Here is a 20,360-nt window from a genome sequence, read left to right as displayed (position 1 = left end):
CGATGCGAAGACCCGTCCGGTTCGGACGCGGCGAGTCTAGGTGAGGGGTCCGACAGACCTTAGACCGCGTGCCGATCAAGCGCCCCTGAATTCACCGCGGCAACGCCGACTAGACTGGGGCGATGACCTGGCTGATCACCGGCGGAGCCGGATACATCGGATCGCATGTCGTCAAATCGATGGTGGACGGCGGAGAAAAGGTGGTCGTCCTCGACGACCTCACCGCCGGTGACACCGAACGGCTGCCGTCCGGAGTTCCGGTGGAGCGCGCCAGCGTCCTGGACCGGGCCGCGCTCGACCGGGTGCTGGCCGCGCACGCGGTCGAGGGCATCGTGCACATCGCCGCCCGCAAGCAGGTCGCCGAGTCCGTCGAGCGACCGCTCTTCTACTACCGGGAGAATCTGACCGGCCTTCAGACCCTGCTGGAGGCGGCGGTCGACGCGCGCGTGCGGCGCTTCGTCTTCTCCTCCTCCGCCGCGGTGTACGGCATGCCGGACGTCGAACTGGTCACCGAGGACACGCCCTGCGCGCCGATGAGCCCGTACGGCGAGAGCAAGCTCGCGGGGGAGTGGCTGATCGCCGCGGCCGGCCGGGCGCACGGCATGGCCACCGCGTCGCTGCGCTACTTCAACGTGGCGGGCACCGCCGCGCCCGAGCTGGGCGACCGCGGCGCCGCCAACATCGTCCCGCTGGTCTTCCAGCGGATCTCGCAGGGCCGCCGCCCGCTGATCTTCGGCACCGACTACCCGACGCCCGACGGCACCTGCGTGCGCGACTACGTCCACGTCCAGGACGTGGCCGGCGCGCACCTGGCCGCCGCCCGCCGCCTGACCCGCGACCCCGAGGCGTCGCTGGTGCTGAACATCGGCAGCGGCCAGGGCGTCTCGGTGGCCGAGATGGTCGACCTGATCCGCGAGGTCTCCGGTCACACTGAGCTGGAACCCGAACTGGCCCCGCGCCGCGCGGGCGACCCGGCCCGTGTCGTGGCCTCCGCCGAGGCGATCGGCAGGGAGCTGGGCTGGACCGCCCAGTACGACGTGCGCGCGATGGTCACCTCGGCCTGGGCGGCCTGGCAGCTCCAGCACCCGCCGCGGTAGCCGGTCCTCCGGACGCGATCCGGAAACGGGCCGGAGACGGGCCGGAGAGGGACCGGAGACGGCCGGGTGCCGGGGCGCGCGACGGCACCGGCCGGAGCGCCGGTTCGGGACAGGCGTGACAGCGGCGATACGAGGGACGTACGTGACAACGGCACGGCAGGACGTGGTGGAGGCCCGCAGGGTCGTGGTCAAGGTCGGCTCGTCGTCGCTGACCACGGCCGCCGGGGGACTGGACGCCGACCGGGTGGACGCGCTCGTCGACGTCCTGGCCTCGGTCCGCGGCTCGGGCACCGGCGCGAGCGCGGGACCGGGCGGCCGACCGGACAAGGAGATCGTCCTGGTCTCCTCCGGCGCCATCGCCGCGGGACTCGCACCGCTCGGCCTGGCCAGCCGGCCCCGTGACCTGGCCAGGCAGCAGGCCGCCGCCAGCGTCGGCCAGGGCCTGCTCGTCGCCCGCTACACCGCCTCCTTCGCCCGGTACGGCGTCCGCGTCGGCCAGGTGCTCCTCACCTCGGACGACGTCAGCCGCCGCGCCCACTACCGCAACGCCTACCGCACCCTCGACCAGCTGCTGGCCATGGGCGCCCTCCCGGTGGTCAACGAGAACGACACCGTCGCCACCGACGAGATCCGCTTCGGCGACAACGACCGGCTCGCCGCCCTCGTCGCCCACCTCGTCCGCGCCGACCTGCTGGTCCTGCTCTCCGACGTCGACGGGCTCTACGACGGCGACCCGCGTACGCCGGGCGCGACCCTGCTCACCGAGGTCGCCGGACCCGAGGACCTGGCGGGCGTCACCATCGGCAGCGCGGGCAAGGCCGGGGTCGGCACCGGCGGCATGGTCACCAAGGTCGAGGCCGCCAGGATCGCCGCCGAGGCGGGCATCCCCGTCGTCCTCACCTCCGCCGTGCACGCCGCAGACGCGCTGGCCGGGCGCCCCACCGGCACCCACTTCCACCGCACCGGCAAACGCTCCGCCGACCGGCTGCTGTGGCTCGCGCACGCCTCCACCCCGCGCGGCGCGCTGCGGCTGGACGCCGGGGCGGTCCGCGCGGTCACCGAGCGGCACAGCTCGCTGCTGCCCGCCGGGGTCACCGCCGTGGACGGCGACTTCGTCGCGGGCGACCCCGTCGACCTGCTCGACGAGGCCGGGCACGCGGTCGCCCGCGGACTGGTCAACTTCGACGCCCGCGAACTGCCCCGGCTGCTCGGCCGCTCCACCCGCGACCTCGCCGTCGAACTCGGCCCCGCCTACGAACGCGAGGTCGTCCACCGTGACGACCTGGTACTTCTGCGCCCCTGAGCCCCCGGAACCCTCGACTCCCCGGTCAATGTCCGGGGATCTCCTCAGGACCTTGGTTCGGGCCTTCTTGCCGAAAACGCCCCCGCGGCCCGCCGGAGCCTGGTCAACTTTGATGCGGAGGAGTCGTCAGCGCCTACCGGTGCGGACGGCGCTCGCGGAACGCAACCCACAGGGAGGCCGCCGGTGAGACGAGGGCGCCCAGGGCCATTGACCAGGGGTACGGGGGAACGCACGCTGGTCAGCGTCGGCAACGACATCAGTGACGACATCGACGGGGACCCCGAGCGGGAAGCGCTTCCCGCCGAACGAGCGATATCCCGGCTGTGGCACGTCACGCTCAGCGTCTCGGGCCCCGAGACCCCGCTGACCGAGGTCAGACGCGGTCTGGAGCAGCTCGCCCACGACCACCCCTTCCTGCTCACCAGCCGGTACGCCACCGACCACGCGGAGATCCGCTACTGGGAGGAGGCCCGCGACCTGCACGACGCCGCCGCCATCGCGCTGCGGCTGTGGGGCGAGCACCGCTCGACGGCGGGCCTGCCGCCCTGGGAGACCGTCGGCCTGGAAGTCATCGACCGCGCGACCTACCACCAGCGCGTCGCGGAGGGCTACGGACCGCCGCCGGCCGTCCCGGTGGGCGTACACCCGTTCTAGGGCCCGTCCCCGCGGAGCACTGTCGCGGGACCTGCCAACCGGCCGGTGGCGGGCCGGTACCCTGCTTCCATGACCCACCCGCCGCTGCCCTCGCCGCTGCCCAAGTCCCCCGTGCTGCTCGCCGCGTACCGCGCGCGGGCCGCCGCCGCGGACCTGGCCCCGCTGCCGCGGTCCGTCAAGGACGACGCCCTGCTGGCCATCGCGGACGCGCTGATCGTCCGCACCCAGGAGATCGTCGCGGCCAACGCCGAGGACGTGGCGCGGGCCCGCGCCGCCGGGACCGGCGACACCGTCGTGGACCGGCTCACCCTCACCCGTGAGCGGGTCGCGGCCATCGCCGCCGACGTCCGGCACGTGGCGGGGCTGCCCGACCCGGTCGGCGAGGTGCTGCGCGGCTCCACCCTGCCCAACGGCCTGGAGCTGCGGCAGGTCCGCGTCCCGCTCGGCGTCGTCGGCATCATCTACGAGGCCAGGCCCAACGTGACGGTCGACGCCGCCGCGCTCTGCCTGAAGTCGGGGAACGCGGTGCTGCTGCGCGGCTCCTCCTCCGCGTACGCCTCCAACACCGCTCTCATCACCGTGCTGCGCGACGCGGTCGGCGGCGCGGGACTGCCCGCCGACGCCGTCCAGCTCGTGCCCGGCGAGAGCCGCGATTCCGTCACCGAGCTGATGCGCGCCCGCGGCATGGTCGACGTGCTGATCCCGCGCGGCGGCGCCGCCCTGATCCGTACCGTCGTCGAGGGTTCGACCGTTCCGGTGATCGAGACCGGCACCGGCAACTGCCATGTGTACGTGGACGCCGAGGCGGACATCGACATGGCCGTGGAGGTGCTGATCAACTCCAAGGCACAGCGCCCCAGCGTCTGCAACTCGGCGGAGACCCTGCTGGTGCACCGCGACATCGCCGACCGCTTCCTGCCGCGCGCGCTGGACGCGCTCGCCGAGGCCGGGGTCACCGTGCACGGCGACCCGCGGGTGCAGGCGCTGGCCGAGAGCAGCGGCAGCAAGGCCACCGTCGTGCCCGCCACCGCGGAGGACTGGGAGACGGAGTATCTGTCCTACGACATCGCCGCCGGGGTCGTGGAGAGCCTGGACGCGGCCGTCGAGCACATCCGGCTGTGGTCCTCCGGCCACACCGAGGCGATCGTGACGTCCTCGCAGGCCGCCGCGCGCCGCTTCACCCAGCGGGTGGACGCCGCCGCGGTGCTGGTCAACGCCTCGACCCGGTTCACGGACGGCGGCCAGTTCGGCTTCGGCGCCGAAATCGGCATCTCGACCCAGAAACTGCACGCCCGCGGCCCCATGGGACTGCCGGAACTGACCTCCACCAAGTACGTCGTCACGGGTGACGGACACATCCGCTGACACCCGCCGACACGCGGAAGTGTCCTCCGGACGGCCCACAGACAGTCCGGATTCCCCTGCCCAAAGGACCAACTTCCGCATTACTCTGGACAGATGCCGGACGATGACGAGTTCGCCTCCGTAGTCCTCGACGAAGAATTCGTACGGTCCGCTCTGTTCCATGAGCCCTCGGCCAAGGAACGGATGCTTGCCGTCGCCGAAGGTCCCGCGCTACCGCCCGGCTGGCCGGGTCGGAATCGAGCCGGTGCTCACGCCGCTGTCCCCGAACTGGACGAAGCGGGAGTACCGGATTCCGACGACCTCTACCCGGCCGGACGGCCGTACCGCGGGAGCAGTACCCGCTGGCACCGTCCGGTGGCCTGGGCCCTGGCCGTGGTCATGGGCATAGGGGTGGTCGCCCTGACCTTCGCCGCGGTCTACCGCGGCGCGGGCGGCGCGACCCGACCACCGGTGGTCCCCCCGCCGTCCAGCGGCCCGGTCGGCACACAGAGCAGCCTGCCTCCGGTCGCCGCGAACCGGCTTCCCTGATCTCCTGTCATAAGTTGACCGGTACCAGGGCGTTTATTCGCACGCCCAGAGACTTAACCTTGTGATATGAGCGGGCCTGGAAATCCTCCTGAGGGCACGCCCGAGGGCGTCCCCGGAGGCGGTGAGGACGAGTACCGATCCGTCGTGTTCGACGAGTCGTTCGTCCGGGCTGCCCGGATCCAGGAGTTCTCCGCCCAGGAGCGGCTGGACGACGCCGACCGGGCGGTCCGCGTCCGGCACGCGCTGCCGCGCGGCCTCGCCCGGCAGGCGGTCGCCCTCATCACGCTCATCGTCGTCGCCTTCGGCTTCGCCATCTACATGGGCGTCAGGCACCCCTACAAGGGCCGCGGCCAGGACGCCACGGAACAGCTCAGGGCCACCGTCATCCCGCTGGTCCCGTCCGGCAAGGTCGCCTCGGTCTCCGCGACCGAGCCCTTCCGCGGACAGCGCGCGGAGGCGTACCGGGTCGGCGCCGAGGGCATCACGATGCCCGCGATCCACCGGATCGGCGACTACGGCGTGGGCGAGGTGACGCAGGCCTTCAGCACCGCGAAGCTCTATCTGACCGACTCGTCGATCAATCAGGAGACGGTCACCGGCGGCGATGTGAGCAGTGTCCGCGCCCTGCTCGACCCCGGACAGCTCGACCAGTTCGACAGCAGCCTGACCCGGCCGTACACCGACGGCACCCACGAGGCGACCGGCTGGCTGGTCCGCTTCGACCCGGCGGCGCGGGTGCGGCTGGTCCGGGACGGCATCCGCGTGCAGGGCACCCTGGACGCCACCGAGACCGGCGACGACGAGCTGGAGATCGCCGCGGACCACACCTTCGTCTACGCGCTGTACCGGCCGGGATTCGCCGACAACGCCGTGTCGCTGTTCACCGTGCGCCGCCAGATGCGATTCCGCTTCAGTCACGCCGACCTGCGCCAGCGCCAGATCCAGGTCGTCCAGGCCGATGTGGCGGCGGGACCGCTGGCCTGCGGCGCGGCCGTACAGAACTACTTCCGGCCGATACTGGCCGGCCAGTCGGCGCCCGGCGCGGTCGCCGGAGCCGATCCGTACCGCCACGACCGGCCGGTCGGCGCGGTCTGCGCCCCGCTGACCGACGCCACCACCGGGCAGCCGCCGGCCACCGCGAGCACGACGGCGCAGGGCGTGCGGCCGAGCGGCACGACGGCGCCGGGCGTGCTGCCGAACGCCACATGGCTGCCGCGGGGCGCCGCGGGCGCGCCCGGCGGGCCGGGAAGCCCCTCGGTCAGCCCATCCCCGGCTGCGGCTCGGACGGCGGCCCCGAGTCCTCGGGCGAGTCGCCCGAGCCTTCTGACGCCCCCGCCGCCCCGTTCGTCGAGCCCGAGCCTGTGAAGCGGTCGCGCAGCTTGCCGCCGATGTCGCCCGCCCCGGACGAGATGTCCCGGATCAGCCCCATCAGCGGGTCCTTGCTGCTCTTCACCGTATCGGCGTAATGCGTCGCGGACTCCTTGAAGGAGTCGTACACCGAGGTGTCCTTGTCCTCCTCGCGCCGCGGGTAGTGGCCGTCCATCAGCCGCTGGTAGTCCCGGCTGCCCGCCCACTTGCGCAGCTCGGCGGCGCGCACCGTGGTGAACGGGTGACTGCGCGGCAGCACGTTGAGGATCTTCAGCACCGAGTCGCGCAGATCGCCCGCCGCCTCGAACTCGTCGGCCTGCTTCAAGAACGCGTCCACGTTCATCTCGTGCAGATGGTTGCCGCCCGCGATCTTCATCAGACCGCGCATCGACGCCTGCACGTCCTGACCGACCAGCAGACCGGCGCGGTCCGCGGACAGTTCCGACTTGCGGAACCACTCGCGCAGCGCGGTGACGATCGCCAGGATCGCCAGATTGCCGAGCGGGATCCACGCCACGCGCAGCGCCAGGCTGGTGAGGAAGAGCAGTATCGTCCGGTACACCGAGTGGCCGGACAGCGCGTGGCCCACCTCGTGGCCGACGACCGCCCGCATCTCCTCCTCGTCGAGCAGCTCGACCAGGCCGGTGGTGACCACGATGATCGGCTCGTCCATGCCGATGCACATCGCGTTGGGCTGCGGGTCCTGCGTCACGTACATCGCCGGGACCTTTTCCATGTCCAGGATGTAACAGGCGTCCCGCAGCATCGCGTTGAGATGCGCGAACTGCTCGTCGCTGACCCGCACCGAGTCCGACAGGAACAGCAGCCGCAGCGACCGCTCGGGCAGCAGACCGCTGAGCGCCTTGAAGACCGTGTCGAAGCCGCTGAGCTTGCGGAGCGCCACCAGCGCGGACTTGTCGGCCGGGTGCTCGTACGCCCGCGACGAGATGCCGGGGAAGCGCTTGCGGTTGCGCCCCGGCAGGTTCTTCTGACCGTCCTGCGTGTCGTTCGGTCCATTCGGCACGGACATACTGGCCCAACCCCCTGATAGCCAACCGGTACATACTCTGGACGCGCGGAGCCTGCGCGAAGTTCCCTTCCGCCCGCCCGTACGATGTGCCGAGAGTCTTCTCCCCCGTCCCCGATATCGCAAAGGGTCCCGCTGATCATGTCGTCCAACGCAGCCTCCGCCCTGACCACACTCGCCGAGGGGGGCGGCAACCACAACAGCCTCAGCCCGTACGTGACCGGCTTCGGCGCACTGGCCGCCCTGCTGCTCCTGCTGTGGATCGTGACCCGCTTCAACCGGGACTGACCATGCCGGACGCGAAGCACCGCATCGGGGTGATGGGCGGCACCTTCGACCCCATCCACCACGGTCACCTGGTCGCCGCCAGCGAGGTCGTCAGCCTCTTCCACCTCGACGAGGTGGTCTTCGTGCCGACCGGCCAGCCGTGGCAGAAGAGCGACCAGAAGGTGTCGGCCGCCGAGGACCGCTACCTGATGACGGTGATCGCCACCGCGTCCAACCCGCAGTTCTCGGTGAGCCGCAGCGACATCGACCGCGCGGGCAAGACGTACACCATCGACACCCTGCGCGATCTGCGCGCCGAGCACCCGGGCGCCGAGCTGTTCTTCATCACCGGTGCCGACGCGCTCTCCCAGATCTTCTCCTGGCGGGACGCGGAGGAACTGTTCTCTCTCGCGCACTTCATCGGGGTCACACGCCCCGGGCATACGCTGTCGGACCCGGGCTTCCCCGAGGGCGGTGTCTCGCTCGTGGAGGTCCCGGCGCTGGCGATCTCCTCCACGGACTGCCGCCAGCGGGTGGCCAAGGGGGATCCTGTCTGGTACTTGGTTCCGGACGGTGTAGTGCGCTACATCGACAAACGCGCGCTGTACCGGGACGCGACCGGGTAGCTCCGCAACGAACCACGTGAAGGGGTTCCTCGTGAACGACGCAAACCCCCGTTGGCAGCAAGCCGAGGGCGGTCCTGAGAACGAGAGAGACCCTTACGCGCAAGACCCCTACTACCAGCAGCAGCCCTACGGTTACGACCCGTACGCACAGCCCCATCCCGCGCAGCAGCAACAGGGGCAGCAGCCGCAGCAGCAGGCCGCTCAGCAGGCGCCGCCGCACGTCCCCCAGCAGCAGCCGCACCCCGGTTACCAGGACCCGTACTACGGCGACCCCTCGCAGACCTACGCCGGCCAGCAGCAGGGCTGGATCCCGCAGCAGCCCCAACAGCCGTACTACGAACAGGGACCGGGCCCCGGCGGCTACGGCCAGGGCCAGGGTCAGGGCCACGCGCCGGGCCAGAGCCAGGGACAGGGCCAGGGTTACGGCGCGGGGCAGCCGCAGGCGTACGACACCGGGCAGCACACCGTCTACGAGACCGGCCAGCAGCCCCCCGTGTACGACACCGGCCAGCACGCGGTCTACGACACGGGGCGGCAGCAGCCGGTCTACGACACCGGTCCACAGCAGCCCGTCTACGACACGGGCCAGCAACCGGTCTACGACACCGGCCGGCACGCCGTGTACGAGACCGGGCAGCAGCCGCCGGTGTACGAGACAGGGCAGCAGCCGCCCGTGTACGACACCGGGCAGCAGCCGGTCTTCCACGAGGAGCCCGGGACGCGGCAGGCGCCGACCGGCGCGGGCGGGGCGAAGGGACCCGACGGGCAGTATCTGACCGAGCAGTTCGCCTTCATCGACGAGGACTCGGAGGAGTCGGAAGAGGTCATCGACTGGCTGAAGTTCTCCGAGTCGCGCACCGAGCGCCGCGAGGAGGCCAAGCGGCGCGGCAAGAACCGCAAGGTCGGCCTGATCCTGCTGGTCGTGCTCGCGATGCTCGGCGGCGTCGGCTACCTGTGGCAGGCGGGCAAGCTGCCCGGCCTCGGCGACTCGAAGGGCCCGGCCGCGGCGGCGGGCGGCGCGCAGAAGCGCGACGTCATAGTCGTGCACCTGATGCCGGTCGACAAGGGCGCGCCCGCCACCGCGCTGCTGGTGGACAACGAGACCAAGGGCCGCGGTACGACGGTCCTGCTGCCCAACTCCCTCAACGTCACCACCGAGGACGGCACGTCGACCACCCTGGACAAGGCGGTCGGCGACGGCGTCGGCCCGACCAGGGACGCCCTCAACTCGCTGCTCGGCTCCGACATCAAGGGCACCTGGCGGCTGGACACCCCGTATCTGGAACTGCTGGTCGACTCGCTCGGCGACGTCTACGTCGACACCGACGCCGAGGTGAAGGGCACCGGCAAGGACAAGGACAAGACGCTGGTCCGGCAGGGCAAGCAGACCGAGCTGACCGGCCAGGCGGCCGTCGCGTACGCCACCTACCTCGCGCCGGGCGAGCCGCAGACCAAGCAGCTCAGCCGCTTCGGGCAGGTCATGCAGGCGCTGCTGAAGAAGATGCCCAGCGACGCGGCGTCCGCGACCAAGACCGTCCAGTCGCTGGCCCAGATCCTCGACCCGTCACTGACCGACCAGCAGCTCGGCGCGTCGCTCGCGCAGCTCGCGGAGCTGGCCAAGACCGGCGCGTACGACACGGCGATGCTGCCGGTGCAGAAGGACGGCACGCTCACCGCGAAGACCAGCGACAGCGTCGTCAAGGACATCCTCGGCGGCACGGTCAAGACCTCCGACGCGACCGCGCAGGCCCGCGTGCAGATCAAGGACGCCACCGGCGACAAGAAGTCGGGCCCGATGGCGCAGGCCGCGATCGTCAACGGCGGCACGTACACCTATGTGCCGGGCGGCACGGCGGACAAGTCCCAGGCCCTCTCGCAGATCGTCTACGGCGACGACGCGCGGCTGGCCGCGGCCAAGGACGTCGCGTCCACCCTGGGGCTGCCCGCGAGCGCGGTGAAGAAGGGCACGGTGCCGGCGACCGCGGACATCTCGGTGGTGCTCGGCAAGGACTACAAGCAGACGGGCCAGTGAGCGCCCGCCGCGGGCTCCGGTCGCCGGTGACCGAGCGTGGTGACCGGTCCGTGGTGACCGAGCGTGGTGACCGGTCCGCGGCGATCGGCGCATGGTGACCGGCGCGCGGGCTCCGGCCCATGGTGACCGGCGCGCGGTGATCGAAAAGGGGTCGGGGGCTGTCCGAGGGTCGTGAGACCCTTGGGTGACCAGCCCCCGACCCGAAAGTCTCCTCAGTGACCGCCACGGACCGTTCCATCGAGCTGACCCGTACCGCCGCCCAGGCCGCGGCCGACAAGCTCGCGCACGACATCATCGCCTACGACGTCAGCGACGTCCTCTCCATCACCGACACCTTCCTGGTGGCCTCCGCGCCCAACGACCGACAGGTCAAGGCCATCGTCGACGGCATCGAGGAGACCCTGGCCAAGGAGCTGGACGCCAAGCCGGTACGGCGCGAGGGCGAGCGGGACGGCCGCTGGGTGCTGCTCGACTACATCGACATCGTGGTGCACGTGCAGCACTCCGAGGAGCGGGTCTTCTACGCCCTGGAGCGGCTGTGGAAGGACTGCCCGGAGATCGAGCTGCCGCAGGACGCGGTCGCGACCCGCGGCAAGGGCGCCGAGCACGCGCAGGCGCAGGAGGCGCAGGACGAGGGAGACCTGAACTGAACGGGAACAAGGGCGGCCGTGGCCGCCGGATCGTGCTCTGGCGGCACGGCCAGACGGCCTGGAATCTCGAACAGCGCTTCCAGGGCAACACCGACATCGAGCTGACCGCCGAGGGCACGGCGCAGGCGCGCCGCGCCGCCCGGCTGCTCGCGGCGCTGCGGCCGGACGCGATCATCGCCTCCGACCTGCGCCGGGCCGCGGGCACCGCCGCGGAGCTTGCCGCGGTGACCCACCTGCCGGTCACGCACTACGAGGGCCTGCGCGAGACCTTCGCCGGAGCCTGGCAGGGCCTGACCCACACCGAGATCGTCGAGCGCTACGGCGAGCAGTACGCGGCCTGGAAGCGCGGCGAGCCGGTGCGGCGCGGCGGCGGCGAGCTGGAGACCGAGGTCGCCGACCGGGCCGCCCCCGTGGTGCTGACCGCCGCCGACAAGCTCGCCGACGACGGCGTCCTCGTCGTCGTCAGCCACGGCGGCACCATCCGCACCACCATCGGACGGCTGCTCGGCCTGGAGTCCACGAGCTGGGAGTCGCTCGGCGGCCTGACGAACTGCTGCTGGTCCGTCCTCGGCGAGGGCGCCCGCGGCTGGCGTCTCCTTGAGCACAACGCGGGCACCCTGCCGGAGCCGGTCCTCGGCGACGACACCTGAGCGCGCGCCGGACCGTGCTCGCGGCGGCCTCCGGACGGCCCTCGACCGGGTCCGGGACGCGTCCGCGCGCGGCGGTGCAGCGGATTTCGTTTCCGGCGCGCTCACCGGCTATGCTTCTTCTCGTCGCCGGGGAAACCCGCGCTGACGCGGGGCTGTAGCTCAGTTGGTAGAGCGCTTGCATGGCATGCAAGAGGTCCGGGGTTCAATTCCCCGTAGCTCCACAAGGTCGAGGGCGGAGTGTGCTCGCGGAAAACGCGAGTCACTCCGCCCTCTGTCGTTTCTGCCCGGCCGCGCCTCGCGCCGCGGGGGCTTCGCCACCGTGGGGTCGGCCGGGCCGGGCGCCGAGGCGGGAGTACCCGGGGACACGGTCCACCCGCCACGTACGAAGGTCCCGTTCCCTCACCGGGGGAGCGGGATCTCTGCGTTCCGGCCCTCCCGCGTGGCCTGCTCGGCCTTCTCGCGCAGGATCTCGGAGAGCGGGCGGCCGTGCTCGGGGCAGCCGACGACCGGGTCGGGGATGGCGCGCAGGCGCTCGATCCGGCGGGTGTCCTGCGCGCCGAGCGGGGTGTAGACGACGACGCGGTGCTCGGCCATGCCGTCGATGCTCAGCGAGCTGGACGACAGATTGACGGTGCCGACCGCGTGGTGCCGGAAGACCTTGACCCGCCTGCCCGGCGCGGCAACGGGCGCAGGGACCCCGGGGGCGGCGGGGGCGGTGCGGCGCGGTCTCGACCTGCCGGGCCTGGTCGTGCTCGGCGCCGCGGTGACGCTGCTCACCGTGCCGCTCGTCCTCGGGCAGGAGGAGGGCTGGCCGCTGTGGGGCTGGTTCTCGCTGGGCCTGAGCGTGCTGCTCTTCGCGCTTCACGGTGCTCGAAGCGCGGCTCGCCCGGCGCGGCGGCGCCCCGCTGGTGTCCGCGCGTGTGCTGCGGGCGCCGGACATGCCACGCGCGGTGACGGTGATCTCGCTGACGATGGCGGCCAACGCGGGTTTCCTCTTCGCCATCGCCCTGCACCTTCAGTCGGGCCTCGGCGACAGCGCGCTGCGCACCGGTCTGACCTTCGCGACCTGCGCGGTCGCCTTCGGCGCCGTCGGCCTCAACTGGCGTCGGCTGCCGGTGTCCTGGCGGCCGTGGCTCGCCCCGGCGGGCCTGCTGGTCGCGGCCGGGTCCTTCGCGGGCCTCGGGCTCGCGCTGCACGGCGGCGGCCACGGCGGGGCGCTGCTCTACGGCACGCTGCTGCCCCTGTGCACCGGACTCGGTCTCGCCTTCAGCCCGACGCTCACCCTGGCGCTCGGCAAGGTCGCGCCGCGCGACGCGGCGGAGGCCAGCGGCCTGCTCGCCACCGTCACCCAGCTCGGCCAGCTCCTCGGCGTCGCCACCCTCGGCACGCTCTACCTCAACCGGCTCGACCTGCCCGGCGCCCACCCCTCGGCCCACGCCTACGCCGTGACGTCGGCGGCCATGGCGGCGGTGTCGTCGGTCGGCGCCGTGGCCGCGGTCGAGTGGCGGCGGAGCGGGCGGCGCCGGGCCTGAGGCACGGGGCCTGTGCCGGTGCGTCCTACGCGTCCTGCGCGGCCTCCGCGTCCAGGAACGGGTAGTCGGTGTAGCCGCGCTCGTCGCCGCCGTAATACGTGGCCCGGTCCGGGGTGTTGAACGGTCCGCCCGCGCGGAGCCTGCGCGGCAGGTCGGGGTTGGCGAGGAAGAGTGCGCCGTACGAGAGCATGTCGGCGGTGCCGTCCTCGATCAGCGCCAGCTCCTCCGGGCCCGAAGGGCGGCCGACCGTACGGGCGTTGAGGATGAGGGCGCCGGAGAAGCGTTTGCGCAGCTCCAGGGTGAGCGCCCGGTCGTCGTTCTCGATGAGGTGCAGATACGCGGGGCCGACCGCTTCGATCGCCTGGACCAGCGCGACATACGTCGGTCCCGGCTCCGGCTCGTGGAGGTCGCCGAGCGGATTGCCGGGCGAGACGCGCAGGCCCGTACGGTCGGCGCCGATCGCCCCGGCCACCGCCGTGACCAGCTCGACCGCGAACCGTATCCGGCGCTCGGGGGAGCCGCCCCAGTCGTCGGTGCGGACATTGGAGTTGGGCGCTAGGAACTGGTGCGCGAGATAGCCGTTGGCCGCGTGCACCTCGACGCCGTCGAAGCCCGCCGTGATCGCGTTGCGGGCCGCGGCGGCGTGGTCGGCCACGGTCTGCCGGATGCCGTCCTCGGTCAGCTCCTCGGGGACGACGAACTCCTTCGGCCCGTCCCGCGTGTAGACCGTGCCCTGGGCGGCGACGGCCGAGGCGCCGACCGGTACGAGGCCGTCGGGCAGCAGGGAGGGGTGGCCGATCCGGCCGGTGTGCATGAGCTGCGCGAAGATCCGGCCGCCCGCCGCGTGCACGGCGTCGGTGACCCGGCGCCAGGCGGCGATCTGCTCGTCGCTGTGCAGACCGGGAGTGTCGGGATAGCCCTGGCCGACGGGGGAGGGCTGGGCGCCCTCGGTGACGATCAGCCCGGCGGAGGCGCGCTGCGCGTAGTAGCGCACGGCGGCGTCGGTCGGGGCGAGTCCGGGACCGTACGCCCTGCTGCGGGTCATCGGTGCCATGACGATACGGTTCGGCAGCCGCACACCGCCGAGGTCGAGGGGGTCGAACGCGGTGGTCAAAGCGGTCTCCAGGCTCGTCCGGCGGCGGGGCTCGTAGTCGGCCGAAAGCCACCGTAACCGCGGATCCGCCCCGGAAATGTTGAGGATTCATGAACTTCCGGCCGGAGCGGCCGGGGCGGGGGCGGGCGCCGTGACCAGGGGCGGCGCGGGGTCGGGAGCCGCCTCCGGAATCGGCGCCGGACGACGGCTTTCGGCGGTTGACACGCGCCTGGAGGGCATGGTGTACAGCGCGCGGACGGCCAGCGTGCCCGCCAGCGCCAGGAACGCCACGGCCGCCAGCGGATAACCGGCCGACAGCAGTATCTGCGGCCCGCTCTGCCGCAGCTCCAGCCGTCCGGGGCCGTGCGGCACCGCCCACAGCGCGAAGGAGCAGAAGAGACCGCAGGCCGCGGCCGTCCCGGCCGCCCACCGCCAGTCCCCGCGGCGCAACGCCTCGGAGCCGAGCAGCACCAGTATCGGCACCGCCCACACCCAGTGGTGCGACCACGACACCGGACTGACCAGCAGCGCCGTCATGGCGCAGGCCACCGCCGCCCACGCGGGCCCGTACGGCAGCCGGTCCCCGGCCAGCAGCGCCGCGACGGCCACCGCGAGCCCGGCCAGACCCGCCACGGCGGCGCCCGCCAGCCAGACCGTCCCCGGGTCCCCGGTGTGCTGGAACCGGGCGACCACCCCGCGCAACGACTGATTGGCGGTGTCCTCGCCGAAGCCGACCCGGTCCGGCGCGAGCACCACCCCGGTCCAGAACCGCCGCGAGTCGTACGGCAGCGCGAGCGCCGCGACCGCGACCGTACCGGCGAAGGTGCCGCCCGCCACCAGCGCGCGCCGCACATAGGGCGCGCCGCTTCCCTCCCGGCGCAGCGCCGCCGCCCCCGCCACGGCCAGGAAGACGGCGAAGAGCGCGGGCGTCAGCTTGATCCCGGCGGCGATCCCGATCCCGGCCCCCGCCCAGCGGTGCGCGGCAGGGCGGGTCAGGTCCCACAGCACCAGCACCGCGAGCAGCAGATTGACCTGCCCGTAGCGCAGGGTCGTCCACACCGGCTCGCACCACACCGCCGCCGCGGCCACGGCGAGCACCGCCGCGGCCCGCGGCGCGCGTACCGGACGGCCGGCCAGCCGCAGCGACAGCGCGACCAGCGCCACCAGCAGCAGCAGATTCCCGGCCGTCGCCGCCGTCCGCATCGCCCCGGGCCGCAGCCACGTCAGCGGCACGAACAGCAGCGCGGCGAACGGCGGATACGTCGTCGGCAGCCGCGCGTACGTCGCGCGCATCGCGTACAGGTCACCGCCGCCGCGTACCGTCAGGCCCTCGGCCCGGTACACCATGAGGTCGATCATCGACACGTGCGCGCCGCGCTGCGCCGCCCAGAATCCGGCGAAGGACGCGAGGCAGCCGACCCCGGCCGCGGTCACCGCCGCCCGCCGCCGCCGTACCGCGCCCACGCCACCACGCTCCTCCCGCCGTCACAGAACCCCGAGGTCGGAGGCCCGCCACCGGCCGGAAACGAGTTGGCGGTCCCGGCCCGCGGCCGTGTAATGTATCCCGAGTCGCCGGGCCCACCGCCCGACACCACGCGGGGCTGTAGCTCAGTTGGTAGAGCGCTTGCATGGCATGCAAGAGGTCCGGGGTTCAATTCCCCGTAGCTCCACGAGTGAGAGAGCGAGACCTGTCCGCAGAAGGCGGACGGATCTCGCTCTTTTCCGTTGCGCGGCGGCCGGCTCCTGCGGCGCCCGCGGGGCGCGGCTTCGGACCGGCCGCGGGCCCGGTCTGTTCTGACCGGCCGCGGGATCCGTCACCCGACCGGCCTGACGGCTGGTCAACTACCCTGGGCGCACAGGGCGGAAGCGACGGGGGAGAGACCTCTTGGACCAGCTGGACTGGCAGTTGATCGACCGTGAGTTCCTCGCCGGTCGGCGCGAGGCCTCGCGGGAGAGTCTGGTCCGCTACTTCGACGGTGCCCTGCCGACCTGGGAGACGGTGCTGGCGGACGTGCCGCGCCGCGAGGCGGTCTCGCGTATCACCGGGAATCTGCTGTACGAGCGCGGCTCGGCGAGCACCGTGCACCTGGTGGTGGGCCCCAGCGGCGAGGGCAAGTCGACGCTGATCCGGCAGGTCGCCGTCGATCTCGCGAGCAGCCACGAGGACTGGCGGGTGTACTGGCGGGACTCCGGCGACACCCTGGACCTGAAGTGGATCGCGGAGCTGGACCCGGACCGCAACACGCTCTTCGTCTCGGACGACGCGGAGAAGATCGCGACCGGCTGCTTCGACGTCCTGCGGCGGCTTGAGGGCCGCTCGGACCTGCACTTCCTGCTGGCCGCGCGGGACACCGACTGGCGGGCCGTCAGGGCCGACTCGCTGCCGTGGAACACGCTGAACGTCACGCCGAAGCGGATCGCCCTGCGCGGCCTCGGCAAGGACGGCGTGGACGCGCGGGAGATCGTTGAGGCGTGGACGCGGTCGCAGGCGCTCGGCCAGCTCGCCTCGTACAACCAGGTCGAGGACCGCGTGGCGGCGCTGCTCGCGGCGGTCCGCGGCGAGGAGGCCAGCCTGGAGGACGGCGCGCTGCTCGGCGGCATGCTCCGGGTCCGCGTCGGCGACCGGCTGGACGGCCATGTGCAGCAGATGCTCGGACGCCTGGTCCACTACCCGTTGAGCAACGGCCGCACGCTCGCGTACGCCTTCTTCATGATCGCCGCCCTGCACGGCATCAATGTGCGGGAGATGTCGCCGCGGCTGCTCGCCGAGGCGCTCAACATCGACGTGAGCCGGGTCGAGGAGGAGATCGTCATCCCGCTCGGCGAGGAGGCGGCGGCGGCCCGCGCGGGCGACCGGCTGCTCGTCAGGCACCGCGCGGTCGCCGAGTCGGCGCTGCGCGTCGCCCGCAGCCTCGGCGTCGACATGAAGGACATCTACGCGCGCCTGACCCGCGTCGGCATCCGCGTGGCGACCCGGCCCGGAAGCGGCCTGGACGCCAAGGAGTTCCGGTACATGTCGCAGAAGCTGAGCAGCTCGCCCGAGTACGCGATCGGCTCCGCCCGCGCGGCCGTGGAGGAGGAGCCCGACGACCTGCGCCGGGTGGTCAACCTCGTCGTGGTGCTGCGGCACAACGCCATGAACGACGAGCTGACGGCGGTCGCGCAGGAGCATGTCGGCCGGATCCGTACGATGGTCAACTCCCGTGAGGCGGCCCGGCGGTTCTTCTACGAGTGGTCGATCGCGGAGGGCAAGTCCGGCCGCCCCGAGATCGCCTGCTGGCTCACCGCGGTGTCGCTGGCCGATCTGGCGTGGGCCGATCCGCTGCGCGACGAGCGGGACGTCGAGTGGCGGATGGCCGGTTTCGTACCGGGGTTCAAGGCGCTCGCCGCGCGCACCGGGGACGAGCGGTTCGCGCGCGGGGTGCGCGCGGTCGAGACGCTGCTGCGCGGCTGGCCGGTCAGCCCGCGTACCGAGCGGGACATGGTCATGTACCGCTCCTACGCCAAGAGTCAGGGCGTGCCGGAGATGGACCGCGACACCTGCCGTACGGAGTTGACGGCCGCGGTCGTGGCCGCCTGGCGATTGCGGTCGCGTGAACTTCCCGACGTTCCCGCGGGATCGACCTTGCGCTTCCACCGGCTGTTCCAGAAGCTGGACGAGCACCCCGCCTGACCGGGCGGGCGGCCCCGACGGGCCCCGTGCCCGATCGGGCACGCGACCTGAACGGCCATACGCACGACGGGCGGTGGCTACCGTTCCTTGACCCGCTCTTGGGAAAACCATGCCCCTGACATGAACCGATCAGCGAAAGAGTGTCGCTCTGCGGTACGAGCCGTACGGATAGCGGCGACACCGCACTTCGCGACAACTCGCTTCGCATGGGGGTTTCATGAGATTTGAGCGCAAGAGAACGCGTGTGGGACTGGTGGCGGCCGCCGCGCTGCCCCTGGTCGCCGGCGCGCTCGCGCTTGGCACCCAGTCCGCCACGGCCGACCAGCCCAGCGGACGCCAACTCCTCTCCGGCACCAAGCCGCAGTGGGCCACCACCCAGGCAGACAAGGGCGCGACCGCGAACACCGGCAAGGTGTCCGTCCGCGTCTATCTGGCCGGACGGGACGCGAAGGGCCTCGCGGCCTACGCCAAGTCCGTCTCGGATCCGAACTCGGCTGACTACGGTCACTATCTGACCACCGCGCAGACCCAGTCGCGCTACGGTGCGACGAAGGCCCAGATAGCCGAGGTCACCGACTGGCTGAAGTCCTCCGGCCTGAAGGTGACCGCGACCTCCCAGCACTACATCGCCGTGACCGGTGACGTGGCCGCCGCGGAGAAGGCTTTCGGCACCCAGCTCCACAACTACTCCAAGGCGGGCCACACTTACCACGCCCCGGCGACCACGGCGTCCGCGCCCGCCTCGCTCAAGGGCGCGGTGCTGACCGTCACCGGCCTGGACAACGCACCCAAGAAGTCCAGCCACGACGACACGCTGCCGCCTCCGGACGCGGTCTTCAAGAACGCCGGACCCTTCTCCACGTACTTCGGCTCGAACACCAACAACAAGCTCCCCAACGCGTACGGCACCAAGGCGCCTTACGCGATCAAGGGCTACACCGGTGAGCAGCTCCGTGCCGCGTACGGCGCCGGCAAGTACACCGGCAAGGGCGTGACGGTGGCCATCACCGACGCGTACGCCTCGCCGACCATCGCCGCCGACGCCTCGCAGTACGCCAAGCGCAACGGCGACCAGAAGTACAAGAAGGGCCAGCTCTCGCAGGTCCTGCCGAGCGAGTTCACCAACACCGACGAGTGCGGCGCGTCCGGCTGGTACGGCGAGGAGACGCTCGACGTCGAGGCCGTGCACGCGGTCGCCCCCGACGCGAACATCGTCTACCTCGGCGCGGCCTCCTGCTACGACGACGACTTCCTCGACACGCTCAACAAGGTCGTGGACGGCCACCTGGCCGACATCGTCTCCAACTCGTGGGGCGACGTCGAGGCCAACGAGACCCCGGACGTGGCCGCGGCCTACGACCAGGTCTTCCAGCAGGGCGCTGTCGAGGGCATCGGCTTCTACTTCTCCTCCGGTGACAACGGCGACAACGTCGCCTCCACCGGTGTGAAGCAGGCCGACACCCCCGGAAACTCCGACTGGGCCACCTCCGTCGGCGGCACCTCGCTGGCGGTCGGCAAGAACGACAAGTACAAGTGGGAGACCGGCTGGGGCACCGAGCGCGCCCCGCTGTCGGCCGACGGCAAGTCCTGGGTGGGCTTCCCCGGCCCGTACACCTCGGGCGCGGGCGGCGGCACCAGCAAGCTGTACGCGCAGCCGTACTACCAGCGCGGCGTCGTCCCCGACTCGCTGGCGCTCGCCAACGGCGGCACCGTCAAGCAGCGTGTCGAGCCCGACATCGCCGCGGTCGCCGACCCGAACACCGGCTTCCTCGTCGGTCAGACCCAGACCTTCCCCGACGGGTCGCTCCAGTACAGCGAGTACCGGATCGGCGGCACCTCGCTCGCCGCGCCGGTGATCGCGGGCGTCCAGGCGCTGTCGCAGCAGGCCCGTAACGGCATCGCGATCGGCTTCGCCAACCCGCTCATCTACAACAAGTACGGCACGTCCGCGTACCACGACGTGACCGACCACCCGCTGGGCCAGGGCCAGGGTCTCGCCGTCGTGCGTGTCGACTTCGCGAACGCCTTCGACGCCTCGGACGGCACGATCACCTCGCTCCGTACCCTCGGTGCGGACGCGTCGCTGCACGCCACGGTCGGCTACGACGACGTCACCGGCGTCGGCACCCCGGGTGCCGACTACGTGAAGTCGTACCTGCCGCCGAAGAAGAACGGCAAGCACTGAACGGTGTGACGCGGTTCTGAGAACGGTGTGACGCGGTTCTGGTCCGACGCGCCTCCGCGTTTCGGACATGGTTCTACGCCGATCCGGCGCGGATCCGAGGCGTGCGGACGCGCTTCGGAAGCGTTTCGGACGCGGTGAAGCGGGGCCCGTACCGGGGAGCGATCCTCGGTGCGGGCCCCGCCCCCGCTGCGGTAACCTGATGCCATGCGAGCTGTGAGCCTCCTGCTTAGCGAGCCGCGCTGACCGAGAACCCCGTCAGTGCGGCACCCCTCCTGCGCGAGGGGCTTTTTTGTTTCCGCAGGCAGCGACG

18 protein-coding genes and 2 tRNA genes are annotated in these 20,360 nt (G+C 72.0%); 16 read left to right on the top strand and 4 right to left on the bottom strand.

From position 1 onward, the window contains the following. Nucleotides 1–122 precede the first annotated feature (122 nt). The 6 genes from galE to ABZX65_RS33675 all read left to right on the top strand — a co-directional run bounded on the left by galE (nucleotide 123) and on the right by ABZX65_RS33675 (nucleotide 6,312). A complete protein-coding gene (gene galE / locus ABZX65_RS33700; RefSeq protein ID WP_355348945.1) occupies nucleotides 123–1,097 on the top strand; it encodes a UDP-glucose 4-epimerase GalE in 975 nt (324 codons plus the stop codon). A 142-nt stretch (nucleotides 1,098–1,239) separates the two neighbouring features. Then, entirely contained in the window at nucleotides 1,240–2,400 is a 1,161-nt protein-coding gene (gene proB / locus ABZX65_RS33695) for a glutamate 5-kinase (RefSeq protein WP_355348942.1), read from the top strand. Nucleotides 2,401–2,583: 183 nt separating this feature from the next. Next, nucleotides 2,584–3,054, top strand: coding sequence for a hypothetical protein (locus ABZX65_RS33690; protein WP_355348939.1), 471 nt, complete (start codon nucleotides 2,584–2,586; stop codon nucleotides 3,052–3,054). Nucleotides 3,055–3,123: 69 nt separating this feature from the next. Continuing rightward, nucleotides 3,124–4,419, top strand: a complete 1,296-nt coding sequence (locus tag ABZX65_RS33685) for a glutamate-5-semialdehyde dehydrogenase (RefSeq protein ID WP_355348936.1) — start codon at nucleotides 3,124–3,126, stop codon at nucleotides 4,417–4,419. Nucleotides 4,420–4,512: 93 nt separating this feature from the next. Continuing rightward, nucleotides 4,513–4,947, top strand: coding sequence for a hypothetical protein (locus ABZX65_RS33680; protein ID WP_188283116.1), 435 nt, complete (start codon nucleotides 4,513–4,515; stop codon nucleotides 4,945–4,947). A 66-nt stretch (nucleotides 4,948–5,013) separates the two neighbouring features. After that, nucleotides 5,014–6,312: a hypothetical protein gene (locus ABZX65_RS33675; RefSeq protein WP_355348933.1), complete on the top strand. Its 1,299-nt coding sequence runs from the start codon at nucleotides 5,014–5,016 to the stop codon at nucleotides 6,310–6,312. Here ABZX65_RS33675 and ABZX65_RS33670 read toward each other — a convergent pair. Continuing rightward, a complete protein-coding gene (locus tag ABZX65_RS33670; RefSeq protein WP_355348930.1) occupies nucleotides 6,206–7,339 on the bottom strand; it encodes a M48 family metallopeptidase in 1,134 nt (377 codons plus the stop codon). The genes ABZX65_RS33675 and ABZX65_RS33670 overlap by 107 nt on opposite strands. Before the next feature lie 144 nt (nucleotides 7,340–7,483). Between ABZX65_RS33670 and ABZX65_RS33665 the strand changes: the two genes are divergently transcribed. The 6 genes from ABZX65_RS33665 to ABZX65_RS33640 all read left to right on the top strand — a co-directional run bounded on the left by ABZX65_RS33665 (nucleotide 7,484) and on the right by ABZX65_RS33640 (nucleotide 11,788). After that, nucleotides 7,484–7,630 carry a hypothetical protein gene (locus ABZX65_RS33665; protein WP_355348984.1) on the top strand — a complete coding sequence of 49 codons (147 nt, stop codon included), beginning with the start codon at nucleotides 7,484–7,486 and terminating at the stop codon, nucleotides 7,628–7,630. A gap of 2 nt (nucleotides 7,631–7,632) precedes the next feature. Further along, nucleotides 7,633–8,235, top strand: coding sequence for a nicotinate-nucleotide adenylyltransferase (gene nadD / locus ABZX65_RS33660; RefSeq protein ID WP_355348927.1), 603 nt, complete (start codon nucleotides 7,633–7,635; stop codon nucleotides 8,233–8,235). 31 nt (nucleotides 8,236–8,266) lie between these two features. Next, nucleotides 8,267–10,267 carry a LytR C-terminal domain-containing protein gene (locus ABZX65_RS33655; RefSeq protein ID WP_355348924.1) on the top strand — a complete coding sequence of 667 codons (2,001 nt, stop codon included), beginning with the start codon at nucleotides 8,267–8,269 and terminating at the stop codon, nucleotides 10,265–10,267. 215 nt (nucleotides 10,268–10,482) lie between these two features. Then, entirely contained in the window at nucleotides 10,483–10,917 is a 435-nt protein-coding gene (gene rsfS / locus ABZX65_RS33650) for a ribosome silencing factor (protein WP_355348921.1), read from the top strand. Further along, the gene (locus ABZX65_RS33645) at nucleotides 10,914–11,567 is read left to right on the top strand and encodes a histidine phosphatase family protein (RefSeq protein ID WP_355348981.1); all 654 of its coding nucleotides are present in this window, start codon (nucleotides 10,914–10,916) and stop codon (nucleotides 11,565–11,567) included. Before rsfS ends, ABZX65_RS33645 begins: the two co-directional genes overlap by 4 nt. 148 nt (nucleotides 11,568–11,715) lie before the next feature. After that, nucleotides 11,716–11,788, top strand: a tRNA-Ala gene (locus ABZX65_RS33640). 178 nt (nucleotides 11,789–11,966) lie between these two features. On the opposite strand, the gene ABZX65_RS33635 is transcribed toward ABZX65_RS33640, so the two are convergent. Further along, nucleotides 11,967–12,344 (bottom strand): hypothetical protein, encoded by a 378-nt coding sequence (locus tag ABZX65_RS33635; RefSeq protein WP_355348918.1) that lies wholly within the window; start codon nucleotides 12,342–12,344, stop codon nucleotides 11,967–11,969. An 89-nt stretch (nucleotides 12,345–12,433) separates the two neighbouring features. On the opposite strand from ABZX65_RS33635, the gene ABZX65_RS33630 reads away from it, so the two are divergent. Then, a complete protein-coding gene (locus tag ABZX65_RS33630; protein ID WP_355348915.1) occupies nucleotides 12,434–13,099 on the top strand; it encodes a hypothetical protein in 666 nt (221 codons plus the stop codon). 25 nt (nucleotides 13,100–13,124) lie between these two features. Here ABZX65_RS33630 and ABZX65_RS33625 read toward each other — a convergent pair whose 3' ends face one another. Both ABZX65_RS33625 and ABZX65_RS33620 read right to left on the bottom strand, forming a co-directional pair. Further along, on the bottom strand, nucleotides 13,125–14,213 hold the full coding sequence (locus ABZX65_RS33625; RefSeq protein WP_355348912.1) for an alkene reductase: 1,089 nt from the start codon (nucleotides 14,211–14,213) through the stop codon (nucleotides 13,125–13,127). Nucleotides 14,214–14,300: 87 nt separating this feature from the next. Further along, nucleotides 14,301–15,656: a glycosyltransferase 87 family protein gene (locus ABZX65_RS33620; RefSeq protein ID WP_355348909.1), complete on the bottom strand. Its 1,356-nt coding sequence runs from the start codon at nucleotides 15,654–15,656 to the stop codon at nucleotides 14,301–14,303. A 133-nt stretch (nucleotides 15,657–15,789) separates the two neighbouring features. On the opposite strand from ABZX65_RS33620, the gene ABZX65_RS33615 reads away from it, so the two are divergent. The 3 genes from ABZX65_RS33615 (at nucleotide 15,790) to ABZX65_RS33605 (ending at nucleotide 20,050) form a co-directional block, all read left to right on the top strand. Further along, nucleotides 15,790–15,862 (top strand) — tRNA-Ala (locus ABZX65_RS33615). 215 nt (nucleotides 15,863–16,077) lie between these two features. Beyond that, nucleotides 16,078–17,865 carry a hypothetical protein gene (locus ABZX65_RS33610; protein ID WP_355348906.1) on the top strand — a complete coding sequence of 596 codons (1,788 nt, stop codon included), beginning with the start codon at nucleotides 16,078–16,080 and terminating at the stop codon, nucleotides 17,863–17,865. Nucleotides 17,866–18,082: 217 nt separating this feature from the next. Then, a complete protein-coding gene (locus tag ABZX65_RS33605) occupies nucleotides 18,083–20,050 on the top strand; it encodes a S53 family peptidase (protein WP_355348903.1) in 1,968 nt (655 codons plus the stop codon). Nucleotides 20,051–20,360: the final 310 nt, after the last annotated feature.

Origin of the sequence: Streptomyces sp. NPDC003300 (assembly GCF_040610915.1) — a bacterium.
GTDB lineage: Bacteria > Actinomycetota > Actinomycetes > Streptomycetales > Streptomycetaceae > Actinacidiphila.
The sequence above is the reverse complement of the archived record's forward strand: the minus strand, read 5'-3'. Positions and strand labels throughout refer to the sequence as shown.